The sequence below is a fragment of the Sphingobacterium sp. UBA2610 genome (genome assembly GCF_002339225.1).
GTDB lineage: Bacteria > Bacteroidota > Bacteroidia > Sphingobacteriales > Sphingobacteriaceae > Sphingobacterium > Sphingobacterium multivorum.
On the sequence record NZ_DDKA01000023.1, the window covers coordinates 587,408 to 612,343 of the forward strand.

A 24,936-nucleotide genomic window follows, 5' to 3' on the forward strand; every position below is an offset into this window, starting at 1 on the left:
TTTCCGGGGCGCTGTATTTATTGAAGCATTCCTATCACTTCATCTGTATTCCCAATTGGAATAAAACTTTTATGACTTCGCATACACGAACAGCAATGAAAGCAAACTGAAGGTTCTTTCTAACCAATAAGATCGGACACTGTCAGAAAAACAGGCGTTAGGCCTACCTTATAGGATCATTATCCTATTGAAAAGATCAATACTGATTCCAGGCAGGCGGGTCTACGCCAAGTAGATGTTTGACAAAATAGTCCCTTCTTTTTCGTTCACCATAATCTCCCCCAGAGGAATGTCCCATCCCGGGAACCATAATAAAATCATGGTTCTTACGTGCTTTGATTAAGGCATCAACCAATTGGAAAGTGGATGAAGGATCCACATTATCATCCAATTCACCTACAATCAATAAAAGATTTCCTTCCAGTTTAGCGGCATTTTCAATATTGGAGCTCGCTGCATATTCAGGTCCTACAGGCCAACCCATCCATTGCTCGTTCCACCATATTTTATCCATTCGATTATCGTGACAGCCACAGGAGGAAACGCCAACTTTGTAAAACTCCGGATGGAATAACAGCGCGCCCGTCGAGCTTTGACCGCCAGCCGACGTACCATAGATCCCTACCCTACCGATATCCATGTATTTGTATTGTTTTGAAGCAGCCTGCATCCAGGCTATCCGATCGGGAAAACCCGCATCTTTCAGATTTTTCCAACAGATATCATGAAAAGCCTTTGAACGATTTGACGTCCCCATTCCATCGATCTGCACCACGATAAAGCCCAATTCTGCTAATTCATACATCCCGCTCGGGTTGCTGTAGAATGATTTGGGCACGAAAGAGCTATGCGGGCCCGCGTAAATATATTCGATGACAGGATAACTTTTCGCTGGATCAAAATTGGTCGGTCGAATAATAATACCCCAGATATCCGTTGCACCATCACGTCCCTTGGCTTTAAAGACTTCCGGAGCACGCCAGCCTACCGTTTCTAATTGACTACTGTTTGTTTTCTCCAGTTCCATCATAAGACGACCAGTGTTGTCGCGCAATACTGAAATTGGCGGCTGATCGACTCGGGAATATGTATCCACAAATTGGGAATAGTCTTTATTGAAAAAAGCTTGATGATTTGCATTTTCTTCTGTCAGCAGTTTTAAGCCCTTTCCATCTAAACCGATTGAATAATAATGGATCAAATAGGGATCTTCCACAGCATTCATGCCACTACCCTCAAAAATGACGGTTCGTTTATCAGCGTCGACATGTACAACTTTCCGGACAACCCAATTTCCTTTCGTTATTTGATTTTTCACTTTTCCGGTAGATCCATCATAAAGATACAGGTGGTTCCATCCATCGCGTTCAGAAGCCCACACAATTTCCTTTCCATCGGCTAGATCCTCCCGATATTTCTTACCGCTATAATCGATAAAGGTCTTATTTTGTTCTCGGATCAAATAACTGGACATACCGCTATTGGCATCCATTTGCATGACGCCATAGACTTGATGCCCGCGTTTGTTATACTCAAAAGTAAATGCCCTACTGTCATCTCGCCAGGATAAATCCGAAACATAAAATTGATTCGGTATAAGCTCTGCATCAAATACCCACAGTTTATCTTTTTCGAGATCATATAAAACGGGTAGTTTTTGCGCTAATTCATCACCAGGTTTGACATAATCGCGTGTCTGAATCTTTGGCTGCAATTGATCTTTAGGGGAAGATTCGATCAGCGTCAGTTGTCTGATCTCTATTTTTTGTGTTTTTACTGTAGCCAATTTCCGGCTATCCGGTGCCCATTGAATATCATTACTATAATAGTTTGCTGTATTGCCATCAAACGTAATTTGTCGCGCCTGATTTAAATTACCCTTCTTTGCTAGGAAGACATTGTTGTTTCGGATAAAAGCAACATGTATTTTATCTGGAGATTCAACTTCCCTATACGTATTTCCTTGTTCACGTTGTCCCCAATATCGCGGATTACGATCTCTATTTCCACTTGCAGCGCCCTGGCTCAATTGCGCGGAACGGCGGTTCCAAATCCAAAAGTATCCCGCGATATCGAGCGAAACCTGATCCTGGTCCATCAATTTTATCTGATCATTGGAAATAACACGATTTTCGACTTTTCGTCCCAGCTTTTCATCCACCAAGGAAAATACCTTCGTCAGATCAAACAGCTGTTCTTTTGTTTTTGCCTGGGGATTGACCAAAATGTACTCTTTTCCCTGCGCCGTATTTCGATCATACCAAAACAGATCCCCCCGATCATTCCAATAAAACTGACCCGGCAGATTTTCGATTTTGTTGGTCAATTGTTTTTTTAAGTTTTGTGCACGTGTATAATCTACCAAAGTTCCTTGACCAAACAGAAACTGCGCAGACAACAACAAAACCACTGTACTAAGAAGCTTCATACTTTCTTCGCTTAGGATTAATTAAATAATAGATAGGGATACCCAAGAGTGCAATGATAATTCCTGGCCAGGTATAATTTGGCTTAAAAATAACCATCAAGCCGATAAAGGCAAGCCCCATGAGAATATAAAGAATGGGGAGAAAAGGATATCCAAATGCTTTATAGGGTCTGTTCAAATCCGGACGCGTGATACGGAGGCGAATAATACCGGCAATTGCGAGGACATAAAATATAACCACCACACAGGTAATCATATCCAATAAGTCACCATATTTTCCGCTTAAACACCATATTGACGCAGCGACACATTGTATCCAGAGTGCCCAAGCTGGTACCGCATGTGCATTTAGCTTTCCCGCCCTTTTAAAAAACAAACCATCTTTGGCCATGGAGTAATATACCCTCGCTCCTGCTAGGATAATTCCATTATTGCAACCGAAGGTACTAATCATGATCATAATCGCTATAATAGTGATTCCAAAGGGGCCAAAAACCTCTTGAGCGACACTCATCGCTACCCGATCTTTTGGCGCATTGACCATAGCCTCCAGAGGCAATATACCGGTATACATTAAATTGGTTAAGAGATAAATGACGGTGACCAGCAAAGTCCCCAATGCCAGACTCAATCCGATATTGCGTTGCGGATTCTTAATTTCGCCCGCTACAGCTGAGGATGAGTGCCAAGAATCGCTACTGAAGAGGGCTCCGACCATAGCCGCAGAAAAAGCACCCATTGCTGAAAACCCATCATAAGATGTGTAGGTTCCATCCACATTTAAGCGGCGCATGGACCAAAGCGAAATATTGTCCCAGTTCAAAGCCCAAACTTCATGTTTCAAAGCCAGGAAGCCAAAGAGCAACAAAAGCAACAGGCTCCCAATTTTGATCAATGTAATGGATGTCTGCACACGCTTTCCGCTATTTACACCCCTTGAATTAATGTAGGTTAATACCATAATGACCGCAATGGCCAGCACCTGTGCTGCCGAGACGCGGTAATCTGACCATTCAAGCAGATAGACATCTTCGTCCATAAAGGGGAAAAGGTAGGCAGTGAATTTAGCAAACGCAACGCCGACGGCGGCGATTGTCGCGGTTTGTATCACAGCAAAAAATGTCCAGCCAAATACAAAACTCAATACGGGACCATAAGCCTCCCGAAGATAAATATATTGGCCACCGGCCTTGGGAAACATCGCGCTGAGTTCACCATAACTCAATGCTGCTGTTAAAGTCATAAATCCACAGATTAGCCAGACAACCATCATCCAACCCGCAGAACCGGTATTGCGTGCGATATCTGCAGAAACGATGAAAATTCCAGAACCAATCATACTTCCAACAACAAGCATCGTTGCATCGAGCAATCCCAGCGACTTTTGAAAAGTTTGTTTTGACTCACTCATAAACACCTAGTTGTTAAAATGATAGAATTTCCAATTTGTCTCATGGTCTGGTTTTAATTGCTCGCCTTTGATAATCGCTCTTAGCATTTCCATGGGCAGGTAATTTTCTTTAATCACACGATCATGAAAATCAGCAAATGACATTTTACCCTGATCAACCACCTCCTCTTTGATCCGCATCAGTTGTAATCCGCCGACCAGATAAGCCAACTGGTATAAGGGATCATATGAACCTTCAAAAGACCTCTTTACTTCACCATGGGCATTAGCAGACTCAAATCCCACCCTGTTTACCAAGTAATCTATGCATTGCTGCGGCGTCCATTCACCCAAATGAAATTTAATACTAAAGGTTATTCGCGCACAGCGGTGCATACGCCAAAATAACATTCCTATACGCTCTTCGGGAGTTTTGGCAAATCCTTTACTATACAATAATAATTCCCAATAAAGTGTCCATCCTTCTGTCCAAAAGGGTGTATTAAACGCTTCCTCGCGATAAGGCTTGTAGCGCCTATTCATAAAATATTGCAAATGATGACCGGGGACCAATTCATGCTGCACAGTACCGCGGGAGAAATAAGGATTATTACCACGCATACTCATCAATTTTGCCTGTTGATCCATCGTGTTGGTTGGATATGATATACTAATTTCCCGACCACCCGTAAAAAAAGGGTTGACACGCTGACGTTCTGGGGTCATCATGATCATTCCCCAAGTTTCATCTGCCAGTTCAGGAATATCCATGAGTTTATTTTTTTGAATAAACTGCTGTGCATCGTTATACAATTTCAGGATGAGTTCCGGCTGTTTCCCAATGGGAACGTAGGAGTTTTTAACCTGCTCCTGTGCTGCCCGCCAGTCGTCTCCAAACCCCATTTCACGACTCGCTTTCAATAACTCTGCTTCACACCATTTAAACTCTTGATCAGCCAATTTTAGCAGATCGGCAGCTGTATAACTGATCATTTCAGCTTTGAGTCTTCGGTTTATTTCTTTTTCGCCAATCGGCACACCCGCAATCTGGCTACCATCATCAAAAACTTTCCGGTCGCTTTTTGCGGCTAATTTCTCCTTATAATCCGACAATTTACTTTTCACCTGTTGAAATATGACGGGTACCCACCAGGTAAATTCAGGGTCGTATCCATTATAGAAATCGAAGGTGCTTGTTATCCTTAAATCCAAAGAATTTAATAGGCCAACCAAAAAGTTCACATCTGCATCAGGAATATTGGTCTTTTCTTGCAAAGCGGTTATCGATCGATCGATTTCATCGACAACCCGCGTCAGCTCTTTCGCGACATCTTCTCCCGCCAAACGTTTTCCTCGACGACGTTCCTTTTCGAGTTTAAATATTCGTTGTGCAAAAGGTAAATACAGGGATAACCTGTTGTAATTCGACTCATGTTCTTTCAGTGCAAGGAGATCACTTTTTAGTTTGCGCTTCAGTAAGATAAAATCCACCTGCCCAGATGTTTCAAGTTCTTCATAGGGAAATTTGTCCAATTTGTTCAAATATTCGTTATCCAAACGTTGAAGACGAGCCAGCTGTTCGGGCGATGCTGCAGCCTGTTGATTGCCCCAGCCTTTGGGCATCGGACCATAGAAATAGTTGATTGCCTCAACATCGTGCCCGTATTGCACGATATAAGGTTCTAAAGGAGTTGTATGGTCGTATAATTTCATCTTTTGTGCATGTGTGGATACCGGGAATAGAAAGAGTAGTCCATAAAACAATGTTTTGGGGGCTTTAAAAGAAAAAGAACGATTCATAATTTAGGTGTTGGTTTATATCATAATTTTATCAGTCGAAACGATCCGGCCTAAAACCAGCGATTTCAGACTCTATTTTCTGTCCTGCCAATAAATCTGCAACAACTTTCCCATAAGCTGGGCCCAGGCTCAAGCCCATCATCCCACCGCCACCGGCAACAATAGCATTATCAAATTTTTTCAAGCGTCCCAGATAAGGCAATCCATCAGGTGAGCAGGGTCTGTAACCGTACCATATTTTTTCGCTTGGGTAATCGACCTTCAATTCTGGATAATATTTAGGAATAGATTCTACAATTCCACGGACGCGGTTTTCATAAATCCGGTCATTTGCAGGTCCCAATTCCATCGTACCACTGAATCTGATCTGGCCATTCATGGGGGTTACAGCAACACGAGCTTCCAGTAATAATGCCGCATGATTCAAGGTCTGCTCGCCCTGGGGCTGATACATAAAAGAATATCCTTTTCCAGGCATAAGCGGTGTATTTAAATGCAACTTTGAAGTCAGCTGCGGCAAATAAGCACCGCCAGTCAAGACAAAAGCGTCTGCCTGAAAACTTCCTTTATTGCTGATTGCCTCTTTAATCTTATTTCCGGCCGTCATAAATTTATGGACTTCAGTTTCTTCGAAAAAAGCAACACCTGCGGCTTTCAGGTATTGAATCAATTGCTGCATTAACTTGGGTGGATATAGTTTTCCATCGCAGCGATAAAGTATAGCACCCAATACATCTAGCTTCAGATTAGGTTCCAGTTCTTGAACGGTATTTCCTTCGAGGATATCGACATCGAGTCCGAGGTCCTGTGCACGATGCGCCAGCTCAATCTCCTCATGTTGCATTTCTTTCGATTTATACATCATCAGGATACCATTCTGCTTCAGTTCAAAATCAAAATTATCTTCTTGGGCCAGTTCGTCATACAAGCGGCTGCTATAGAGATTCAGGTCACGTATGGCGGAAGCATGTTGCTCCACATGCGTGCGGTTGGCATGTTTTAGGAATTTCAGACCCCAATTGATCAACCGCGGATTGAGCGAAGGCCGTACATAAAAGGGGCTTTTACTATTGAACATCCACTTTATTCCTTGCGCGACTATCCCGGGGGCTGCCAAGGGCGTAAAATGACTGGGGACGATCATGCCTGCATTGCCATAAGAACAATTATTGTCCAAAGTATTTTTTTCCAGGATTTTCACATCCCAACCATCTCTCACCAGGTAATAGGCCGAAGCAAGACCAGCAATTCCAGCACCTATTACAACAACTGTACCTCTATTATTTTCTTTCACGTTGCTCTTTTCTTATTAATGTATTAAATCACCTGAAAACCGCCAAAATAAGGATCTTCATCATCCAAAAAAATGGTATTATATCCTGTTATCCGTGCCCAGCCTTCGATGGACGGCACAATAGCAGGCTTACCATCCACGGTTGTTTCCGCTTCAATTTTGCCGGTAAATTGTGAACCAATATAACTTTCATGTATAAATTCCGTTCCTTTTTTAAGCTTCCCTTTCGCGTACCACTGTGCCATACGCGCCGAAGTACCTGTACCACAAGGAGAACGATCCAAGGCATTATCGCCAACCAGTACGGCGTTGCGTCCGGACGAGTTGGGAAGCGTTGGATTACCTGTCCATTGGATATGTGTCAACCCATGAATATTCGCATCTTCGGGATGAACAAAAGCATATTTTTCGTTGAGCAGTTGACGAATTATTTTCCCATAATGGATCAATTGGCTCGCAGAATAAGAACTGATATCGTCAAAATTAGCCTGGGGATCAATAATACCATAGAAATTGCCACCGTAGGCAACATCTACGCTGATAATTCCTAAATCTGGACAGTCTACCGTTAGCCCTTCAGCATATAAAAAAGACTTGACGTTAGTAAGCTTTACGCTTTTCACCTTAGGACCCTCTTGAACATAATCGATATGTACAAGTCCTGCCGGAGTTTCCAACCTTAATTTTCCGGGAATTTTAGGTTGAACGAGCCCCTCCTCGATGGCAATCGTTACGGTACCGATCGTTCCGTGTCCGCACATAGGCAGACAACCACTGGTCTCAATATAAAGAACGCCGATATCGTTTTGCGGATCAAATGGTGGATAAAGCATACTTCCACTCATCATGTCATGTCCCCTTGGTTCAAACATCAATCCTTTGCGAATCCAGTCGTACTCACGTATAAAATGCAATCTGCGCTCCATCATGGAATTACCCGCTAGCAATGGGGTTCCCCCTGCAACCAATCGTACGGGACAACCACAGGTATGCGAATCAATACAAAAAAAAGTCTTCTTCATTTCTGAGTCCTTGTTGTTTATATGGTCATTTATCTATATTATGCTTTCGTCCATTGTTGATTGACCAGACGATCAATTTGTAATGGGTTTCCGTCTTGTAGCTCTTTAGGTAAAAACTCATTCGGCCAATTCTGGAAGCTAAAAGGTCGGACGAACCGTTTTACCGCATCTGGCCCTACTGAAGTAAAACGAGCATCTGTGGTTGCTGGATAAGGTCCGCCATGCTGCATGGCATACTGAACCTCTACGCCTGTTGGCATACCTTGGAACAGCAGTCTTCCGCATTTGTCCTGAGCCATTGCAAAAAGAGCCGGGCATTCATGTATGTCCTGCGCCGTGGCAGCGAAAGTCAGGGTAATCTGCCCATCAAGCTGTTGCATGACAAGATTCATCTCATTTTGGTCGTTACAGGATACAATCAGCCCAAAAGGTCCAAAAACCTCTTCCAGCAAGTTGGGATTGTTTAATACCTGACTGGCTTCAGTTTCGACAAGTACAGCCCGGGCAAAATCATGTGGTGTATTACCTTCGCCTTCCCCCAATACGCTGATCCCTTCCGATTGAACCATTTCGCCTTTTAGGCGATTGTAGCTATCCAGAATACCCGCATGTAACATTTTCCCTGTAGCAGCAGATTTTAGTTCGCTCTTTAGGGCCAGTTTGAGCCGATCGAACGGTTCGCCCGCCAAGCCTACCAATACACCCGGATTAGTACAAAACTGCCCTACACCGAGGAGTAATGATCCAATATACTGCTTTGCAAATGCTTCCAGATGATTAGCGAGGTAGTCTTGCAAAATAAAAACCGGATTTACGCTTCCCATTTCAGCAAATACCGGAATAGGTTCAGGTCTCGACTGCCCTAAATCAAACAAGGCTTTTCCGCCACGAAATGAACCTGTGAATGCCACAGCCTTTACCTGTTTATGGCTAACCAACTGTTGCCCAACAGCAAATGAATCTGACAGCACATGATTAAAAACACCAGTCGGAACGCCCTGTTTTGAAACCGCACGATCAATGGCGTCAGCCATTAATTGGGAGGTTTTAAGATGCGCAGGATGAGCCTTTACGATGACTGAACAGCCGGCACCAATGGCACTTGCAGTATCTCCGCCAGCAGTTGAAAAGGCGAAAGGAAAATTACTCGCGCCAAAGACGACCACTGGACCAAGTCCTTTATTATATTTCCTTAAATCAAATTGGCCATTTGGATCCCGATCTATCCGAGCTTCACTGTATAAACCAGTACGAACGGCATCGGCATATCGACGCCATTGATTGACTGTTCTCGCCTTTTCACCCTGCAGTCTTCCCAAAGGTAGTGCCGTTTCCAGATGAGCCGTTTCAATCAATATTTCGCCCAATTCCTCAATTTCAGCGGCAATGGCATACATCAATTCCGCTCGTTCGATGACATCCGTTTGTTGAAGAAACTGAAATCCAGCCTCCGCCTGTTTTACGACGTAATCAATCTCATTTTCGTTTCTATCCATTCCTTTTGTTTTTATGGTAACTAGTATCTTCAAAAATCAATAAAAACCTTCCCTATATTTTCATTCCTTGCGGTTACTCAATATAATAAGAAGGTCCTTTTCGCGTATTTTTACTTGGTTCTAAAAAGAAAATTTCCTGAACTCTCATCCAGAGAGTTCAGAAGCATTCCTATAATTGTGGTCTCGTTGCGATTGAATCTGCAATAATTTTTTTCACACGTTGTTCTTCCTCACCGATCAACGGTAATCTCGGCGCGCGTGTATAAGGTGTTGAAATTCCTTCAGCTGTAGCGGCCAATTTAATGTATTGGACCAATTTAGGATGAATATCCAATTCCAACAAAGGCATAAACCAACGGTATATTTCTACCGCTTTTTTATATTCACCAGCTTTCACAAGATCATACATAACCACTGTTTCTCTTGGGAATGCGTCCACCAATCCAGCGACTAACCCATCAGCCCCTAACATTAAAGACTCGAGCCCCAAGGTATCTACACCGGCCATAATCTTTAATCGATCACCAAAACGATTTTTCAAACGCGTGATATTGGTTAAATCTCGTGTAGATTCTTTCACTGCCTGGATATTTGGTTCCAACAATAGTTCTTCAAACATATCCAACGATACATAAGTACTATAGTCAACTGGGTTATTATAGATTAAAATTGGCAGTTTGGTACTTTGTGCAACAGCACGAAAATAAGCGACAGCTTCTCTATCATCGGCTCTATAGCGCATTGGTGGCAATAACATCAAACCATCGGCTCCCAATTCCTCACTGGTCTGCGCCACTTTGATCGCAGCAGCAGTTGTATTTTCTGCAATATTTAGCAATACGGGTACACGACCACCAACAAGTTTCAACGCATAGGTCAATAAATCATACTTTTCTTCTGTAGTCAAAACACTTGCTTCCCCCAATGATCCAGCGATAATCAAACCGTGAACACCTCCATCCAATTGTGCTTCAATGTTTTTACCAAACATATCAAAATCCAAATTTCCATTTTCATCAAATGGTGATAACATTGCAGGATATATTCCTTCCCATTTAAATTGTGCCATAGCGTATTATTTTAATATTTCTTTATCACAAATCTATCTGGAATAGTACGTTCAGTCTTCTTATGAATTAATCAACACTGACCTAATATTGACCTTTTCTCGTAAATACAACTCACGAGGATTCAAAAGAATGTTTTTTCTAATTTTAAATACAGCTTTATAAATTATCTCGGCAAAACTTCAACGAAGTGCTTTTTATGTTGAGGCTTAATTTAAGGAACTTAAATGTAAATTCAACATTTATAACAAGATTTACACAAAATAGCATGTAAACGATATATCGCTATTCGCTTCAACTTTGGATCGCTATTACGAAACGTACAGCTGCATGTTAAAAATAACAAAGGTTGCACTGTCGGATAGGCAACCTTTGTATCGTATATAATAATTAAAAATGGGTAACTAATCGCGGTTCTCCTTCTTATAAGCGAAGTAAAAAACAATAGGTAGTACTGAAAACGAGAGAATCATACAAATAATCAATCCACCAACAATCATAATCGCCAGGGGTTTTTGAATTTCAGACCCCATACCGTTTGAAAGTGCAGCTGGCAATAAGCCCATCGCCCCCATTAATGCAATCATTAAGATGGGTCTGATCCGGCTTTTGACAGCTTCATAAATAGCAGGTTTCAAGCGCATTTTATTCAACAGATTTTCTTTCATAATCCCGATTAAGACAATACCATCAATCGTGGCTACGCCAAAGAGAATAATAAATCCGATACCGGCCGAAATTCCAAATGTCGTTCCAGTAATCCACAAGGAAATGAATCCACCAATAAAAGCAAAGGCGAGGGTCAGTGAAGAAATCAGCGTATCTTTGACATTACCAAAATTGGCATACAGCAAGAGTAAGATCAAAATCAACGAAATTGGCACAACATTCATCAGTTGTTTTGTTGCCCGTTCCTTGCTTTCGAATTCACCAGCCCAGACGACCTTATAGGATTTGGACAGTTTCACATCTCTTTCTATCTGTTTTTTCGCATCGGCAATTGTGCTTCCCAAATCTCGACCTTCAATATTGAAGCCAACACCAATATAGCGGGAATTCCCTTCTCTGTAAATAAATGCCGGCCCGGTATGATAATCTATTGTTGCGATCTCCCGTAGGGGTACTTTCTGATCATTCATCGTCGGAATAATGATATTTCCGATCTTCTCGGGGTTGTCGCGGTATGATTTTTGGAAGCGCAGGCGAACATCAAAGATCCGCTCATTTTCGTAGAAATGTGTCACAGATTGCCCCCCGATAGTCATTTCGATCACGGACTGCACATCTTTGGTTGAAACGCCATATTTAGCCATTTTTGAATCATGCAGTTGAATGCGGAGTTCTGGCAAACCTATATTTTTAAAAACATTGACATCCGTAATGCCATTGACCTTTTTTAGTGACTCTGCAAACTTATTGGCCTTATTCTCTAAATCTTGTAAGTTTTCACCAAAGATTTTGATAACTAGTGGACTTTTTACCCCGGCCACATACTCCTCCACATTATCCTGAATCGGCTGGCTAAAGCCAAAGTTGATTCCAGGAAAAGTCTGCAGGCTATCCCGCATCTGACTGATCAATTTCTCTTTGGAAAGTTTACGTTTCCACTCCCCCTCGGGCTTCAATTCAATATTAAATTCAATATTAAAAAAGCCTGTTGGATCCGTGCCATCATTGGGACGGCCTGTCTGTGTCATTATAAAGTCGATCTCGTCAAACTGCTTCATCAGTTTTGTTTTCATTGTTTTGGTCAGCTTCACCGATTCTTCCAGGTTGACACTATTGGGTAAGGTTGCGCGAACATAGATTGCACCCTCATTCAATTTTGGAAGAAACTCGGAACCATAATGGCTAAACCGGAACATACAGACGAACAAGACAACCATAAAAATAGACAATGTCCATTTTGGATGGTCAAAAGCCTTTTTAAAACCTTTAAAAATGGCATTACGGCTGACTTTAGTGATCTTATTTTCATCTTCTTTGATGTTCTTTTTTAATAAGTATTTACACATCGCAGGCACATAGGTCAAACTCAGGATCAAGGACCCCAACAAGGCGTAACCGAGCGTAAAGGCTAATGGTGAGAACATTTTTCCTTCCACCTTTTGAAAAGAGAAAATAGGAGTCAGTGCGACAATTAAAATCAATAGTGCAAAAAAGATATACCCTGCAACAGAACCTGCACTTTTTTTTATGATCCCTAGCTTGGAGATTTTATTAAAGCGTTCCGTCCCAAGCCGATGGGCCTCTTTTTCCAAAGAGACAAAAACAGTCTCGACGATTACCAATGTTCCTTCGAGCAAGAGTCCAAAGTCCAACGCCCCCATTGAAATCAGATTGGCCGGCAAACCTTGTATTTTCAATAATATAATCGCAAAGAGGAAAGCCAGTGGAATGACCGAGGCAACAATAAAGGTTGTCTTCCAGTTGTTCAAAAAGATAAAGACAATAATCGAAACCAGAATAACCCCTTCTATCAGGTTTTTGGAAACCGTATGCACGGTATTATTCACCAGTTTAGTACGATCTATAACGGGTTCGATCTTGACATTTTCGGGTAAAATACGTTGGTTTAGCTCTTCGATTTTTGCCTTTAGCCTTGTGACGACAGCCGAAGGATTTTCTCCCCGCAGCATAATGACTATTCCCTGTACAAGATCATCTTCCTGATTGAGTCCCACTTGGCCAAGTCGTGGCTTTGCGCCCAGTTCTATTTCGGCTACATGTTTGACTAGAATCGGTGTATTGCCGACCACCTTGATCAAAATATTACCAATATCGTCGATCTTATCCAATAAACCTACCCCACGAACGACATAGGCTTGATTTCCTTTCTGGATCACATCCCCACCGACGTTGATATTCGAACGCGATACGGCTTCATATACGTCCAGTGGCGACAAGTTATAATTCGCCAGCTCTGTTGGGTTGATCTTTATTTCATAGATCTTTTCCTCCCCCCCAAAACTCACGACGTCCGCCACACCTGGCACCCCCACAAGTTCCCTTTCGATCACCCAATCTTGAATGGCAGAAACTTCTTTAATCGGAAGATTGCTCTTCACCACATAGCGAAAAATTTCTCCGGTAGCACCCGAAGGTGGTTCGATGGAGCTTTCCGCGCCGTCCGGCAAATCGATGGAACGCATCTTATTACCCGCATACTGCTGGGCATAAAAGTCCTCTACACCATCCTCAAATTGGATCGTTACAACGGATAAGCCAAACAAGGAGATCGAACGAACATCCGTTTTCTTTGGGATGGTATTCATCTCTTTGGTTACCGGTAATGTGACGAACTTCTCGATTTCTTCAGCACTACGTCCCGGCCATTGTGTGATAATCCTGACCCGTGTATTGGTGACGTCGGGGAAAGCTTCAATCGGTGTATGCAGGTAGGCGTATATCCCGCCGAATAATAATGCCAACGTAAAAAATAGGACGACCAAGGAGTGTTTCAATGAAAACGAAACAATATTTTGTACAACTTTCTTCATCCTATCTATTTATCAATTCATCAAATACAATCAGCTCATTTTCTGTCAGCACCTGATCTCCCTCGGCTATTCCTGTTTTGACAAAAGCATAGGTTTCATTCTCAGCAACAATATCCACAGGCTTTACGGACAGATCACAGTCATTTTTGTACAGCACCACGAAATTCTGGTTATTATGCAGAATGATGGCATCTTTGGGAATAGCCAGCATCTGCTGTTCTTGTCCTGAAACAGCTTTTTCCACCAATACATCCACACTCATGCCCGGCTTTAACCTCAGGTCTTTGTTCAACAACTTTACACGCGCCTTGACGACACGTTCTTCAGGATCGAAGAAATTGGCTACCTGATCAATATAGCCATCAAAAGATTCCCCTTTATAGGCTAACGTGGTGATTTTGACAGGCGCACCATTTTTCACAAAAGGTAAATTATTTGCATAAATATTGACCGAAACCCATACTTCATTTAGTTTACTTACCGAGAGTAACTCGGCATCATCACCAACTGTCATACCGGGGCTCACCTTTTTATCGACTATATAACCCGCTTTGGGTGCACGAATGTAAAATAGACCATTTTCTGATGATCCATTGAGCAGGTTCATATTGGCCTTTACATGACGTATTCCGATTTGTGTGGCTTTCAATTCGCTTTCCATCTCTTCTAGTTCCCGTTGGGAAGCCAAACCATCTTTCAGTAGACTGCGAAGACTTGCCAATTTACTCTCCACCAAGCGCTTGCTATTCTCCAGCTCACGCAGCTCCTTTCCTAAATCATTAACCGAGGTCCCTTTAAGCGATACAAGAATCTGTCCCTTCTCCACATAATCACCCATCTTGACGGAGACAGACTGCACGATACCGGGTATCGGGCTCTTTAGTGCAGCAAGCTCATCCTGATCGTATTGAATGACCCCATTTAAAGCGATCTGTTCAAATACCGCCCGCTTCTGAATCGAATCAATTTTAATTTGGTTTTTGAAATCTGCGCTAAGGCAAAAACCTTTAGTTGGCGGCGTAACCTGCTCTTCATTTTTCGTTGATTGACAGCTCCACAATAAACATATGGACAGGAGTGTCAGTGGCATTAAAAAGTTCCCTTTCATTAGACAATGTCCTTTCCGATTAAATACGTCAATTCTTCCTTATACTGAAGGTATTTTGCCCTGCGCTCCAATATTGATTCTTTGTTTTCCATGTAATTATTGATAAAGTCTATAAATTCAACGATGGTCAACCGTCGTTCTTGAAAATTGCGGATATAGCGTTCAAGCGCGACATCCAGTTTACGATCAAAGCCTGTATCCATCGTTTTCAAGCTCGATTCGAGATTGCTCAAACGCGCCGAAAGGAACTCGATCTCTCGTTCAATATCGATACGAAATTGTGCGATTTCAACTTTGTTTTTCTCAAGTTCCAGTTGAGCAACTTTGATATTGCCCTGGTTTCGATTAAATAAAGGAAGATCCATAGCAACACCCAGGCCTATAAAATCGCGCATGATATTTCCGCCCCGGTCATAATTCATTGATACTTTGAGATCTGGTGTACGTTCTGCTTTTTCGATTTCCAACTGCGCATTACTTTTCTTCCAGGTATTGTGGATGATTTTATAGTCGCTACGGTTTTCCAGGGCCATCATTTTCCATTCCTGTTTCGTCCCCAGGAGAAAAAGTGGCATACCTATCGTATCCGAAATGTAAAGTGCAGTCCCCTTATCTCCTAGATAGCTCGCAACTGTATTCATTTTTGCAATTTTTTCCTGCTGGATTTCGTTGAGTTTATTCCCAAATGCAATCGACTCACTTTCAATCCTGAGATAGTCCATTTCACTCACATTGCCTTCTTTCCATTGATTTTGAAAGGACTTCGCTAGGGTCTGAAAAATATCGACCTGACTACTGTATAATTGTTCTTTTTCCTGTAAGATCTGTAGTTCGAGGCATTGGCTCCGGAGATCATATTTCAAATTCCGCAATAATTCTTCAAATTGAAGCCGGGCATTCTCTTTTTCCAAAAGCTGCAATTGCACCCTTTTTTTCCGTTTCCCGGCCATTTCGATCGTCTGTTCCAGCTCAACAGCCAGCTGCTGATATTTACCATAATGACCGATCAGCGCAGGAAAGGATTCGCTGCTGGAATTTTTCCAAAGATTGACCTCTGAGATTGAGATCGTTGGATTGGGCCAGAGCTTTGCCTGAAGTACTGCTGCATCAGCCTGTTGTATATGAAAACGTTGTGCCATTAAGCTCAGGTTATGCGCAAGGAACACCTGTTCAATCTCCGATTTTCGTAAACGGCTTTCAACCGCTTCCTGTGAAAATAGTTTGCTACTCAGGCCAAGAAGTAAAAATAATGTAATACGTAGCTTTCTCACTTAATTTTGAATTTCCACAAAACTAACGGACAGAGATTACAGGCAACTTTAGGTTAAATTAAAGTTTAATTAGAAGAGATTAGAAAAGGATTAGAATTTAGGGAATAGCAGTGATACGGTAGTTCCCAGATGGTTCGAGCGAATATCAAAGTCTACGCCCTGATCCTTAAAAACGATTTGCGCAAATGAGAGGCCTATGCCGCTGCCCTTCACCTGACCGACATTTGACCCACGATAAAAAGTCTGTTTCACAGACTCCAGTTCGGCCTTTGGGATACCGATGCCGTGATCTATAATTTGTAAAGACAGTCTGCCATCTGCACTGGTCATTCGGATAAGCACTTCTTGCCCATTTGCATATTTCAGTGCGTTTTCGATTAAATTAGAGATCGAAAGGGAGACGAGCATCTTGTTGCCCCGAAAATTAAAGTATTGTGGTTCGTCGACCTCTATATCGACTTTCAAGGGTACGGCAAATGATCTCGAAAATTTAGGTACAAGGTCCCACACGATCTCATCGATACGAAAGGTTTCCAGGGAACGTTTCAGGGCCTGATCTTCGGTCAGTAATAGAAAATTACCAATAAGCTGATTCAGAAAATTCACATGCTCGGTAATGGTTTCGGCCAGTTCACGGTATTCTTCCTCCGTTCTAACTTTTGCGCCGAAGACCTCCATTGAGCCCAGGATACCCGCTAAAGGCGTTCGGAACTCGTGGGAAACATAACTTACAAAGTTCTTTCTGATAATCATATTTTCACTGATCCGACGTAGGAGTGCATTATAACTTTCAATCAGATCCTGGAGTTCATCCTTGGTTTTTATGGCGGTCAAGGGCTCCTGAATGGTACTTAAATCTTTATGCTGAATTTCTTGGATCACTTTACGAATGGGCAGATAAGCATACTTACTCAGCCAGACCGACAACAAGGCAATACTAATCAATGCAATGAGAAAAACAAAGACAAGCGTAATGAGTAAACGGTTCAACTGATGATCAAAATCTGCGCTGGACTCTTTGACAAACACAAAGAAATCGCCCTGATTATCGGGATAATACAAACCAAAATAAAAGCTATCGGCTGTTTTAAAATAAACCGTTTTGTCTGTTTTCAGCTGGTTCAGCAAATCTGTATTAATTTGATTATCAAACCGCATACCACCATAACTCACCTTCCCCGCTGCGTTATAAACGGCTACCATCGCGCGCTTGACCAGACTTTCATATTGATTTTTGGATTCCATGTGCTTTAGCGGGCTCTGTTCGTCCGCTTCAAGGTAATAAATACCGGCTATCTTCGCATTTTTTTCCAGCGAGCTTATCAGATGTCGTTCAGAAGAATTATAAAATATCCAGTAGATGACTAGCGTTGCAAGCCCAAAAATGATGGTGAATACCAAGGTAGAAAAGAGTGTGAGTCGAATCTTTAAATTCATGGTCAGTCCGTTGTGAGCATATAACCTACCCCTTTCACCGTTTTGATAATGGAGGTATCACTCCCCGCATCAATCTTACCTCTTAAATAAGAAACGTATACATCGACAACATTGGTATTATTATCAAAATCAATTCCCCAGACGGCCTGTAAGATCGCTGTTCTTGAAAGGGTTTTATTGCGATTTTCGATCAGATACTTCAACAGTTTAAATTCTTTAGGTGATAGATCGATATTTTTACCATTCTTATGGACTTCATACCGTTCAAGATCCACTTTTAAATCATGAATTTCTACGCAGCTATCCTTTGGTACGTTTTTATAATTGTCGCGGCGTACCAAGGCTTTGATACGGCTAACCAATTCCTTAAAGGAAAAGGGTTTGACAAGAAAATCATCAGCACCACTTTCCAAGGCCTCGACTTTATCTTCAACTTCTCCTAAGGCACTTAAAATCAATATTGGAATATGATTTTTTCGATATCGGATCATCTTCGTAAATTGTATACCATCTATTCCGGGCAACATAATATCAAGTACGACAATGTCCAATGAATCCGCATTGATCCATTCACGTGCCGCTTCCGCAGATTCAACCAAAATGACCTTGTGGCCCATCTCTTCTAGACCTTTAACAACAAAGCTGCTAATACGGCGATCGTCTTCTACTAAAAGTATCTGCATATACTCAGTTTATTTTTATGCGGGATTATAAAAATTACGAATTTCTCTTAGAATTCTACAAGTATACGAATTTACAAATTAATCGTTCGGGTGATCAAGAGCAGTGTCGAGGATAAAAATCTTTGTCTATAACGTTGACGAGTCCATTATGCGGAATTCTCGATTATTCAGGTAAAAAATATTACGTCCAGTATTATTTGTTTATATTTAACCTAACAATTCGGAAAGGAATTAAAATGAACACAGCATTGCTCTCCAATAGAAAAAGAAGTGAAGAGATTACGATTCAATATTTTAACTTTTTAGATCGTCATTTAGCGGAATTGGTTCGTGGAGACAGCATAGATATGATGGAGCTTCAGGATATCGCCAACATACTCTGTGTTTCACAAAAGCATCTTATCAAGATTATACAGGAAACTTCCGGAAATCACCCCTGCTATTTTTATGTACAAAAAATATTAGCTTGTATCAAAGACCTACTCATTAATAGCGATCTGACCATTGCGAAAATTGCACAGATGCTGACATACGACCCGTCCAACTTCACCAAATTTTTTAAAAAATATGAAGGCATGTCGCCATCACAATTTCGTCAATTGAAAAAAGCGAAAAGTTCACCATAAGAGGTTCCTTAACATTTGTGAGATTTGCTATAATCAAAATTTAAATTATTATGGCAAGAAATGATGTAAAAGGAAAAGTTGTCCTTATCGCTGGTGGTGCAAAAAACCTTGGCGGATTATTAAGTCGGGATTTTGCGGCTCAAGGGGCAAAGCTGGTGATCCATTACAATAGTGAAAATACCAAAGCAGACGCTGAACAAACTCTGGAAGCTGTCAAATCCGCGGGGGCAGAAGCAATATTAGTGCAGGCGGACCTGACAAAAATTGAGCATATCACGAAACTTTTTGATGTTGCAATTGAGCAGTTTGGTGGCGTAGATATCGCCATTAATACGGTCGGTAAAGTATTGAAAAAGCCAATTGTGGATACCACGGTCGAAGAATATGACAGCATGAGTGACATCAATTCAAAAGTTGCTTATTTCTTTATTCGGGAGGCGGGTAAAAAACTGAATGCAAATGGCAAAATCTGTACGATTGTTACCTCATTATTGGCGGCCTATACGGGATTATACTCTACTTATGAAGGACTGAAAGCTCCAGTAGAGCATTTTACGCGAGCTGCTTCAAAAGAATTTGGAGAACGGGGAATTTCGGTTACTGCTGTAGCCCCGGGGCCAATGGATACGCCATTTTTCTATGGACAGGAAAGCGAAGACGCTGTTGCTTACCATAAATCTGCTTCAGCATTAGGTGGGCTAACCGATATAAAAGACATTGCGCCTTTGGTGGAATTCTTGGTCACCGATGGTTGGTGGATAACGGGGCAGACCATTTTTGCCAATGGTGGTTATACAACACGGTAAAACAACAAAGAGAAAGCATCTTGAGAAAGATGCTTTCTTGATAAGCCTATTTCTTTGGATTGATTCGTATATCACAAAAGCTAAGCAACAATAAACAAGCCCTGATATTTATTAACTAGAGTTGCTCCAAAAAACGGAGATAGCGCGTCACGCCCTCTTCTTCCCATGCGGTAGATGACTCTTTTTCAATTCCATAAAAGACGAAAAGTTTTTGATAATCCGCTTTAACATAATCAAAAGTAATTTCAAAAGGACTTGTTAATTGATCCATGCTATATTTATACTTTCCTGTCTCCCTATACTCCTGCTCGTCTATCCCAGCAGAAATTGCTAATGCAATTTTCTTTCCTTCCAATTTGTAGCCACTGTTCTTACCATAAGCCCATCCATAAGTAAGCACTTCATCCAGCCATTGCTTGAAAAACGGCGGACAATTAAACCAATAAAAGGGAAATTGAAAGACAATTTTATCATATTTCTCTATCATCTGCTGCTCGGCCAAGACATCAATTTTACCATCAGCATAGACTTGGTGCAATTGATGGATGTCATACAACTCAGGTTGATTTTCCAAGGCCTTAACCCAACTTTTATTTACGACGGAAGCAGCAAAATTGGGGTGAATAACGACTATTAATGTTTTCATTTTATTATGTATCTATATATGCACAAGTCACCACATTTAGCCGATTCGTAGCGGCAGTTTTAATAAACGACAGGACTATGATTTAAAAATAGCGACATAATTCCTATTTTGGCTTATCTGTAACCCAATGTTAGGTACTATAAAAAATGTGCGTATGACTAAAATCAAGACGAGCTCCACTAACTTTTCAAATAAAAAGCAACTTGAGCATAATTGCCCCGAAGTTTTTGCCGCTAATGTGATTGGTGGTCAATGGGCTCTAGCCATATGCTGCTATCTCATCAATGGCGCGCTACGTTATTCTGAAATCAAAAAATGTTTACCGGGTATCACTGAACGTATGCTCACCTTACAATTGCGCAAGCTAGAAGATGATAACATTATTAAACGTACTGTATATGCAGAAGTCCCGGCACGTGTACTTTATGAGCTGACTGCACTGGGATATGAACTCAAACCAATTATTCGAGAACTAGGGAAATGGGGAGAGAAGTTACAACAGGTTCAAAAATCTTAGACTTTAGCTGACAGAACGAAAGGTTGTTTTTAGTTCATACATCGTGCTGTTACCAGTAATTGGCCGACATGACGCTGTGCATGCTCTGCAGCGTGGAACAACAAACCAATCAACGTAGTAGGGATCCGTTTTCTACCCAAGAAACGTAGTTCCGTCAAGGTGTCCGGATCAATTAACGCCAGTTTTTGCAAAGATTGCTGAATCTGCCGATGTAAGTTTTCTACAAGCGATATCACGCTTAAAGCACTATTTTCTAGACCTTCCTGACGGAGGTCGTCAAATTGTTTATCCGTTAAGGATTTATTTTCGGCATAAGTAAACATGCGATCGATTACTCCACGAATATGTTGCAGGTGAAAACCTATACTGGCGTTGCCACCCGGTTTTGTCCAAAGCTGCGCTGAGGATATTTGTGCGGTATACTTCAAAACATCTTCTTCAACTTGCAAAAGTGCATGCGCAACAGGTTGGAGAAGAGCGGGAACCCCTTCAATAGGTCCACGCATCCATACTTCTAAATTTTCCATGCTTTTAAAATAGCTAAAAGTCTACGCGGATGCTTTTTAAAATCCATAAAGCTACAGCGTTTAAAAAGAATGCAGATAGCAGTCCGTTTCGTCAAAAATACAGTTTACTCCTATAAAAATAGCTACTTCCTATAGCTTGTTTAAAGTCGATTCAATTATTTTTTAAAATAAATTTGCATAGTGTAGTAAATACACTTACATTTGTGTCATCATAATTTAGGTTTATAATTGGTTATTTAAGGTTTTCATTCTCCCCGTTTGAAAACCTTTTTTTATAAATGACTGCAAAAATATAATCTTCCATCATCCTTTATCATATCACCGAATCGAGAAAAAGTACGTCCATCTTCCCATTAAAAGCAGGATAGGTTATAAAGGCTTTTCATTTCAAACATAAAAAGGGCAATGTTCACATTGCCCTTTCTTTTAGATACCCATTTAATGGCCTTTACATCTTATAATATTGCTCCCAACCTCTTGCTGGTGGAGGTCCGGCTAAGAGTGCGTTGGCAAACTTATCATTGGTCACTTCTTTTGTCTGCGTATTCAATATCAACTTACTGTTTAAGCGTTGTGCAATTACACCCAAGCAAAATACTTGGCTCAGAGGACCTGCAATTTCAAAAGCCGAGCGGGTTTTTTCTTCGCCTTTACAACCTTTCAAGAAATTAGCAAAGTGGTTTGACGGTGATTTTGGCACTTCCGGTAACCGAGACTCCATTTCCTTGGCTTTCGTTGCTGGAATAATCTGCAAGGTACTGGCATGGGAGCCACCTTTAAATATCAAATCCTTGCTGTAGATAATTTTCCCAGGATTTAGTTTGGCGGGTTCCAATTTCCCTGTACTAGGTGCAGGAATATTGGGATCCAATCCAGATACACCATAGCCTTCGGGTATAGGTGGCAAATTATCCAGTCCATCATACCAATTGATATCGACTGCTGGCATCTTTTTCCTTTTTGGGAAATGAAATTTCAAGGTTGAAGACATAGGGAAAAAATAGGAATTATACCCGTCGAGCTTCACAGCAGACACTTCTGTAGGCAGCCCCAAATCTAAAAATTCATGTGCTGTATCCAATATATGTGCCCCCCAATCGCCCAGAGCCCCCATTCCAAAATCATACCAACAGCGCCATTGACCATTCACAAAATCCTTATTATAATTATGGCCAATAGTCTGCATTTGCCAAAGATCCCAATCTAATGTTTCGGGGATCATTTCTGCGGCAGGAAAACCCTTTATATTTACATCCCAGCCATGCCATCTACGCGGCATATTCATGTGCGCATCGATGCGTGTCACATCCTTAATAATGCCGGCATCCTTCCAGGCTTTAAACTGAAAGTAATTTGCTTCGGAGTGCCCTTGATTTCCCATTTGCGTAGCAAGCTTAGGGTTTTTCCGAGCTTTATTTGCCATTAGTTCGACTTCAAGGAATGTTCTCGCCATTGGTTTTTCCACGTAGACATGTTTACCTAAATCCAGTGCAAGCATCGTTATGGCAAAATGCGAAAAATCAGGAGTTCCGACACTTACAGCATCAATCTGATTTCCCATTTTGTCAAACATTACCCTGAAATCCTTAAACTTCGGTGCATCGGGAAACAAACCCAAAATTTCCTGCGTATGTTTCGCACCAAGATCGACATCACATAGCGCAACAATATTACAGAGTCCTGTTTTATAGAGTTCTTTAATGATGTCGGCAGCCCTGTTTCCCAAGCCTACACAGGCTAAGTTGACACGTTCATTTGGTTTGGCCAAATTGACATTCCCCAATACACTTTTGGACAGCATAACCGCTCCTGCAGCGATAACGGACTGTTTAACAAAGCTTCTGCGCGATAAATAATGATTCATAAGAGATAGGCTTAATTCGGTGTATTAATTTTTATGCTGCGAAATGAAACACGATCACCATGGTCCTGGAGAAGAATAAAACCTTCCTTCGCTTCGCCAAAGTTTTCCCAATCTTTGTATTTACTGATCTGAACTAAATCTTTAAACGCTTTGGATCCCCGCTCATAAGACAACATCTTAATGCCATTTAAATAGTGTTCAACTTTGTTATCTGCTGTGACCACAACTCGACCTCTATTCCACTCGCCGATCGGTCTACGCGCGCGATCATCACGATTGGATGTAATGAGATCGTAAAGCGATGCCAAGGTACGATTTCCGTCACGTCCCAACTTCGCGTCAGGATGTAAAGCATCATCCAGCACTTGATATTCCAAACCAATAGCCGATCCTTTTGATTTTTCTTTTAAAGTCACAAAATACTTAACACCACTATTGGCTCCCGGACTAAGCTTAAATTCAAATGAAAGATCAAACACCGCGTATTTATCTTTTGTGACGATATCGCCACCATTGGTCGATTCACCACCGTCAGATTTTAGCACAGTCATTTGGCCATCCTTAACTTCCCAACCGCGTTCCGGAAATTTATCGCCATGTATACTCCGCCAGCCCTTATTGGTTTTACCGTCGAACAAAAGCTTAACACCTTTCTTCTTTTCAGCGTCAGCCAAGTCGTTTGGCTTCAAGTTCACGATATAAAGATCTTTTGGAAAACCTTTTGATTTGAGGTCGGTTGTTTTTATTTTAATATTCTTAAAGTACACTTTCTTTCCATCCAGTTTAGGTGGAATACCATGCACCTGCAACCCGATAAAGCCAGATCTATCGATCGTATCAACGACATAAGCAACAGGAATATCGTTGATCCAAGTGCGCAGCTCATCACCAATGGCTTCAATTCGAATATGATTGAATTCCTCTACTTTATAGGCTTTTTTAGCATTTTCATTTAAATCGAGTGGATAAATCCATCCACGACGCGCCTCATCATAGATTCCACCTGTCCAAGCACGGGCAGAGGGGTCTATTTCTACTTGCCTTCCATATACACGTCCGCGTCCATCATTAGCCTTTGGATCAAGATGGCTCCGTGTCTGAATACCTGAGTTTGTTTCATTGCCTTCAAGTTTAACATCCAGCTCCAATATGAAATCACCATATTCTTTTTCAGTGATCAAAAAAGAATTGGGTGTACCTTTTGTCATTCGACCTACGATAGCATCGCCCTCTATAGAATAAGGTGCTTTTCCGCCGACAGACTTCCAGCCATTTAGCGTTTTTCCATCAAAAAGGTTCGTCCAACCTTTCTCATTACTCTTATCTGTCTGGGCATACGACATAACAGCATTGCCGACCATAGCAGCCATCAAAACAGATTTAAATAGTGTATTTCTTTTCATTGTAAAATTTAATCTTGAGTCTATTGACCCGGTTTATTTATTCATCATTGG

At 41.5% G+C, this 24,936-nt stretch carries 19 protein-coding genes; 3 read left to right on the top strand and 16 right to left on the bottom strand.

Features of this window, described 5'->3' with window-relative positions:
* Positions 1-196: 196 nt before the first annotated feature.
* From B4Z47_RS18310 to B4Z47_RS18365, 12 genes are all read right to left on the bottom strand, one after another.
* On the bottom strand, positions 197-2,428 hold the full coding sequence (locus B4Z47_RS18310) for a S9 family peptidase (protein ID WP_115047952.1): 2,232 nt from the start codon (positions 2,426-2,428) through the stop codon (positions 197-199).
* Complete coding sequence (locus tag B4Z47_RS18315; RefSeq protein WP_115047950.1) at positions 2,415-3,839, bottom strand: APC family permease; 1,425 nt, start codon at positions 3,837-3,839, stop codon at positions 2,415-2,417. The genes B4Z47_RS18310 and B4Z47_RS18315 overlap by 14 nt, the downstream gene beginning before the upstream one ends.
* Positions 3,840-3,845: 6 nt before the next feature.
* Complete coding sequence (locus B4Z47_RS18320) at positions 3,846-5,618, bottom strand: DUF885 family protein (protein WP_201303502.1); 1,773 nt, start codon at positions 5,616-5,618, stop codon at positions 3,846-3,848.
* Positions 5,619-5,649: 31 nt separating this feature from the next.
* The gene (locus tag B4Z47_RS18325; protein ID WP_115047948.1) at positions 5,650-6,912 is read right to left on the bottom strand and encodes an NAD(P)/FAD-dependent oxidoreductase; all 1,263 of its coding nucleotides are present in this window, start codon (positions 6,910-6,912) and stop codon (positions 5,650-5,652) included.
* A 23-nt stretch (positions 6,913-6,935) separates the two neighbouring features.
* Entirely contained in the window at positions 6,936-7,934 is a 999-nt protein-coding gene (locus tag B4Z47_RS18330; RefSeq protein ID WP_046675727.1) for a 4-hydroxyproline epimerase, read from the bottom strand.
* A 38-nt stretch (positions 7,935-7,972) separates the two neighbouring features.
* Positions 7,973-9,430 (bottom strand): aldehyde dehydrogenase (NADP(+)), encoded by a 1,458-nt coding sequence (locus B4Z47_RS18335; RefSeq protein ID WP_112374152.1) that lies wholly within the window; start codon positions 9,428-9,430, stop codon positions 7,973-7,975.
* Positions 9,431-9,599: 169 nt separating this feature from the next.
* Complete coding sequence (locus tag B4Z47_RS18340; protein ID WP_070569465.1) at positions 9,600-10,499, bottom strand: dihydrodipicolinate synthase family protein; 900 nt, start codon at positions 10,497-10,499, stop codon at positions 9,600-9,602.
* A gap of 402 nt (positions 10,500-10,901) precedes the next feature.
* Positions 10,902-13,997 carry an efflux RND transporter permease subunit gene (locus B4Z47_RS18345; protein WP_115047946.1) on the bottom strand — a complete coding sequence of 1,032 codons (3,096 nt, stop codon included), beginning with the start codon at positions 13,995-13,997 and terminating at the stop codon, positions 10,902-10,904.
* Position 13,998: 1 nt separating this feature from the next.
* The gene (locus B4Z47_RS18350) at positions 13,999-15,105 is read right to left on the bottom strand and encodes an efflux RND transporter periplasmic adaptor subunit (RefSeq protein WP_115047944.1); all 1,107 of its coding nucleotides are present in this window, start codon (positions 15,103-15,105) and stop codon (positions 13,999-14,001) included.
* A complete protein-coding gene (locus B4Z47_RS18355) occupies positions 15,105-16,376 on the bottom strand; it encodes a TolC family protein (RefSeq protein ID WP_115047942.1) in 1,272 nt (423 codons plus the stop codon). Before B4Z47_RS18355 ends, B4Z47_RS18350 begins: the two co-directional genes overlap by 1 nt.
* Before the next feature lie 90 nt (positions 16,377-16,466).
* Complete coding sequence (locus B4Z47_RS18360) at positions 16,467-17,813, bottom strand: sensor histidine kinase (RefSeq protein ID WP_115047940.1); 1,347 nt, start codon at positions 17,811-17,813, stop codon at positions 16,467-16,469.
* 2 nt (positions 17,814-17,815) lie between these two features.
* Entirely contained in the window at positions 17,816-18,496 is a 681-nt protein-coding gene (locus B4Z47_RS18365; protein WP_046675722.1) for a response regulator transcription factor, read from the bottom strand.
* 236 nt (positions 18,497-18,732) lie between these two features.
* On the opposite strand from B4Z47_RS18365, the gene B4Z47_RS18370 reads away from it, so the two are divergent.
* The gene (locus B4Z47_RS18370) at positions 18,733-19,122 is read left to right on the top strand and encodes a helix-turn-helix domain-containing protein (protein ID WP_046675721.1); all 390 of its coding nucleotides are present in this window, start codon (positions 18,733-18,735) and stop codon (positions 19,120-19,122) included.
* Positions 19,123-19,172: 50 nt separating this feature from the next.
* Entirely contained in the window at positions 19,173-19,928 is a 756-nt protein-coding gene (locus B4Z47_RS18375) for an SDR family oxidoreductase (protein WP_070569450.1), read from the top strand.
* 115 nt (positions 19,929-20,043) lie between these two features.
* On the opposite strand, the gene B4Z47_RS18380 is transcribed toward B4Z47_RS18375, so the two are convergent.
* Positions 20,044-20,574, bottom strand: a complete 531-nt coding sequence (locus tag B4Z47_RS18380; RefSeq protein WP_115047939.1) for an NAD(P)H-dependent oxidoreductase — start codon at positions 20,572-20,574, stop codon at positions 20,044-20,046.
* Positions 20,575-20,728: 154 nt separating this feature from the next.
* Here B4Z47_RS18380 and B4Z47_RS18385 point away from each other — a divergent pair, with 154 nt between their 5' ends.
* A complete protein-coding gene (locus B4Z47_RS18385) occupies positions 20,729-21,091 on the top strand; it encodes a winged helix-turn-helix transcriptional regulator (RefSeq protein WP_046676349.1) in 363 nt (120 codons plus the stop codon).
* Between the two features lie 29 nt (positions 21,092-21,120).
* Here B4Z47_RS18385 and B4Z47_RS18390 read toward each other — a convergent pair whose 3' ends face one another.
* The 3 genes from B4Z47_RS18390 to B4Z47_RS18400 form a co-directional block, all read right to left on the bottom strand.
* A complete protein-coding gene (locus B4Z47_RS18390; protein WP_115047937.1) occupies positions 21,121-21,618 on the bottom strand; it encodes a DinB family protein in 498 nt (165 codons plus the stop codon).
* 448 nt (positions 21,619-22,066) lie between these two features.
* Positions 22,067-23,482, bottom strand: coding sequence for a Gfo/Idh/MocA family protein (locus tag B4Z47_RS18395; RefSeq protein ID WP_115047935.1), 1,416 nt, complete (start codon positions 23,480-23,482; stop codon positions 22,067-22,069).
* Between the two features lie 11 nt (positions 23,483-23,493).
* Positions 23,494-24,885, bottom strand: coding sequence for a 3-keto-disaccharide hydrolase (locus B4Z47_RS18400; RefSeq protein WP_084823277.1), 1,392 nt, complete (start codon positions 24,883-24,885; stop codon positions 23,494-23,496).
* Positions 24,886-24,936: the final 51 nt, after the last annotated feature.

Coding starts and splice junctions, on each gene's coding strand:
- B4Z47_RS18335 (WP_112374152.1), bottom strand. CDS start 9,430: ATGGATAGAAACGAAAATGAGATTGATTACGTCGTAAAACAGGCGGAG.
- B4Z47_RS18315 (WP_115047950.1), bottom strand. CDS start 3,839: ATGAGTGAGTCAAAACAAACTTTTCAAAAGTCGCTGGGATTGCTCGAT.
- B4Z47_RS18375 (WP_070569450.1), top strand. CDS start 19,173: ATGGCAAGAAATGATGTAAAAGGAAAAGTTGTCCTTATCGCTGGTGGT.
- B4Z47_RS18360 (WP_115047940.1), bottom strand. CDS start 17,813: ATGAATTTAAAGATTCGACTCACACTCTTTTCTACCTTGGTATTCACC.
- B4Z47_RS18370 (WP_046675721.1), top strand. CDS start 18,733: ATGAACACAGCATTGCTCTCCAATAGAAAAAGAAGTGAAGAGATTACG.
- B4Z47_RS18310 (WP_115047952.1), bottom strand. CDS start 2,428: ATGAAGCTTCTTAGTACAGTGGTTTTGTTGTTGTCTGCGCAGTTTCTG.
- B4Z47_RS18390 (WP_115047937.1), bottom strand. CDS start 21,618: ATGGAAAATTTAGAAGTATGGATGCGTGGACCTATTGAAGGGGTTCCC.
- B4Z47_RS18350 (WP_115047944.1), bottom strand. CDS start 15,105: ATGAAAGGGAACTTTTTAATGCCACTGACACTCCTGTCCATATGTTTA.
- B4Z47_RS18395 (WP_115047935.1), bottom strand. CDS start 23,482: ATGAATCATTATTTATCGCGCAGAAGCTTTGTTAAACAGTCCGTTATC.
- B4Z47_RS18320 (WP_201303502.1), bottom strand. CDS start 5,618: ATGAATCGTTCTTTTTCTTTTAAAGCCCCCAAAACATTGTTTTATGGA.
- B4Z47_RS18345 (WP_115047946.1), bottom strand. CDS start 13,997: ATGAAGAAAGTTGTACAAAATATTGTTTCGTTTTCATTGAAACACTCC.
- B4Z47_RS18365 (WP_046675722.1), bottom strand. CDS start 18,496: ATGCAGATACTTTTAGTAGAAGACGATCGCCGTATTAGCAGCTTTGTT.
- B4Z47_RS18380 (WP_115047939.1), bottom strand. CDS start 20,574: ATGAAAACATTAATAGTCGTTATTCACCCCAATTTTGCTGCTTCCGTC.
- B4Z47_RS18400 (WP_084823277.1), bottom strand. CDS start 24,885: ATGAAAAGAAATACACTATTTAAATCTGTTTTGATGGCTGCTATGGTC.
- B4Z47_RS18385 (WP_046676349.1), top strand. CDS start 20,729: ATGACTAAAATCAAGACGAGCTCCACTAACTTTTCAAATAAAAAGCAA.
- B4Z47_RS18330 (WP_046675727.1), bottom strand. CDS start 7,934: ATGAAGAAGACTTTTTTTTGTATTGATTCGCATACCTGTGGTTGTCCC.
- B4Z47_RS18340 (WP_070569465.1), bottom strand. CDS start 10,499: ATGGCACAATTTAAATGGGAAGGAATATATCCTGCAATGTTATCACCA.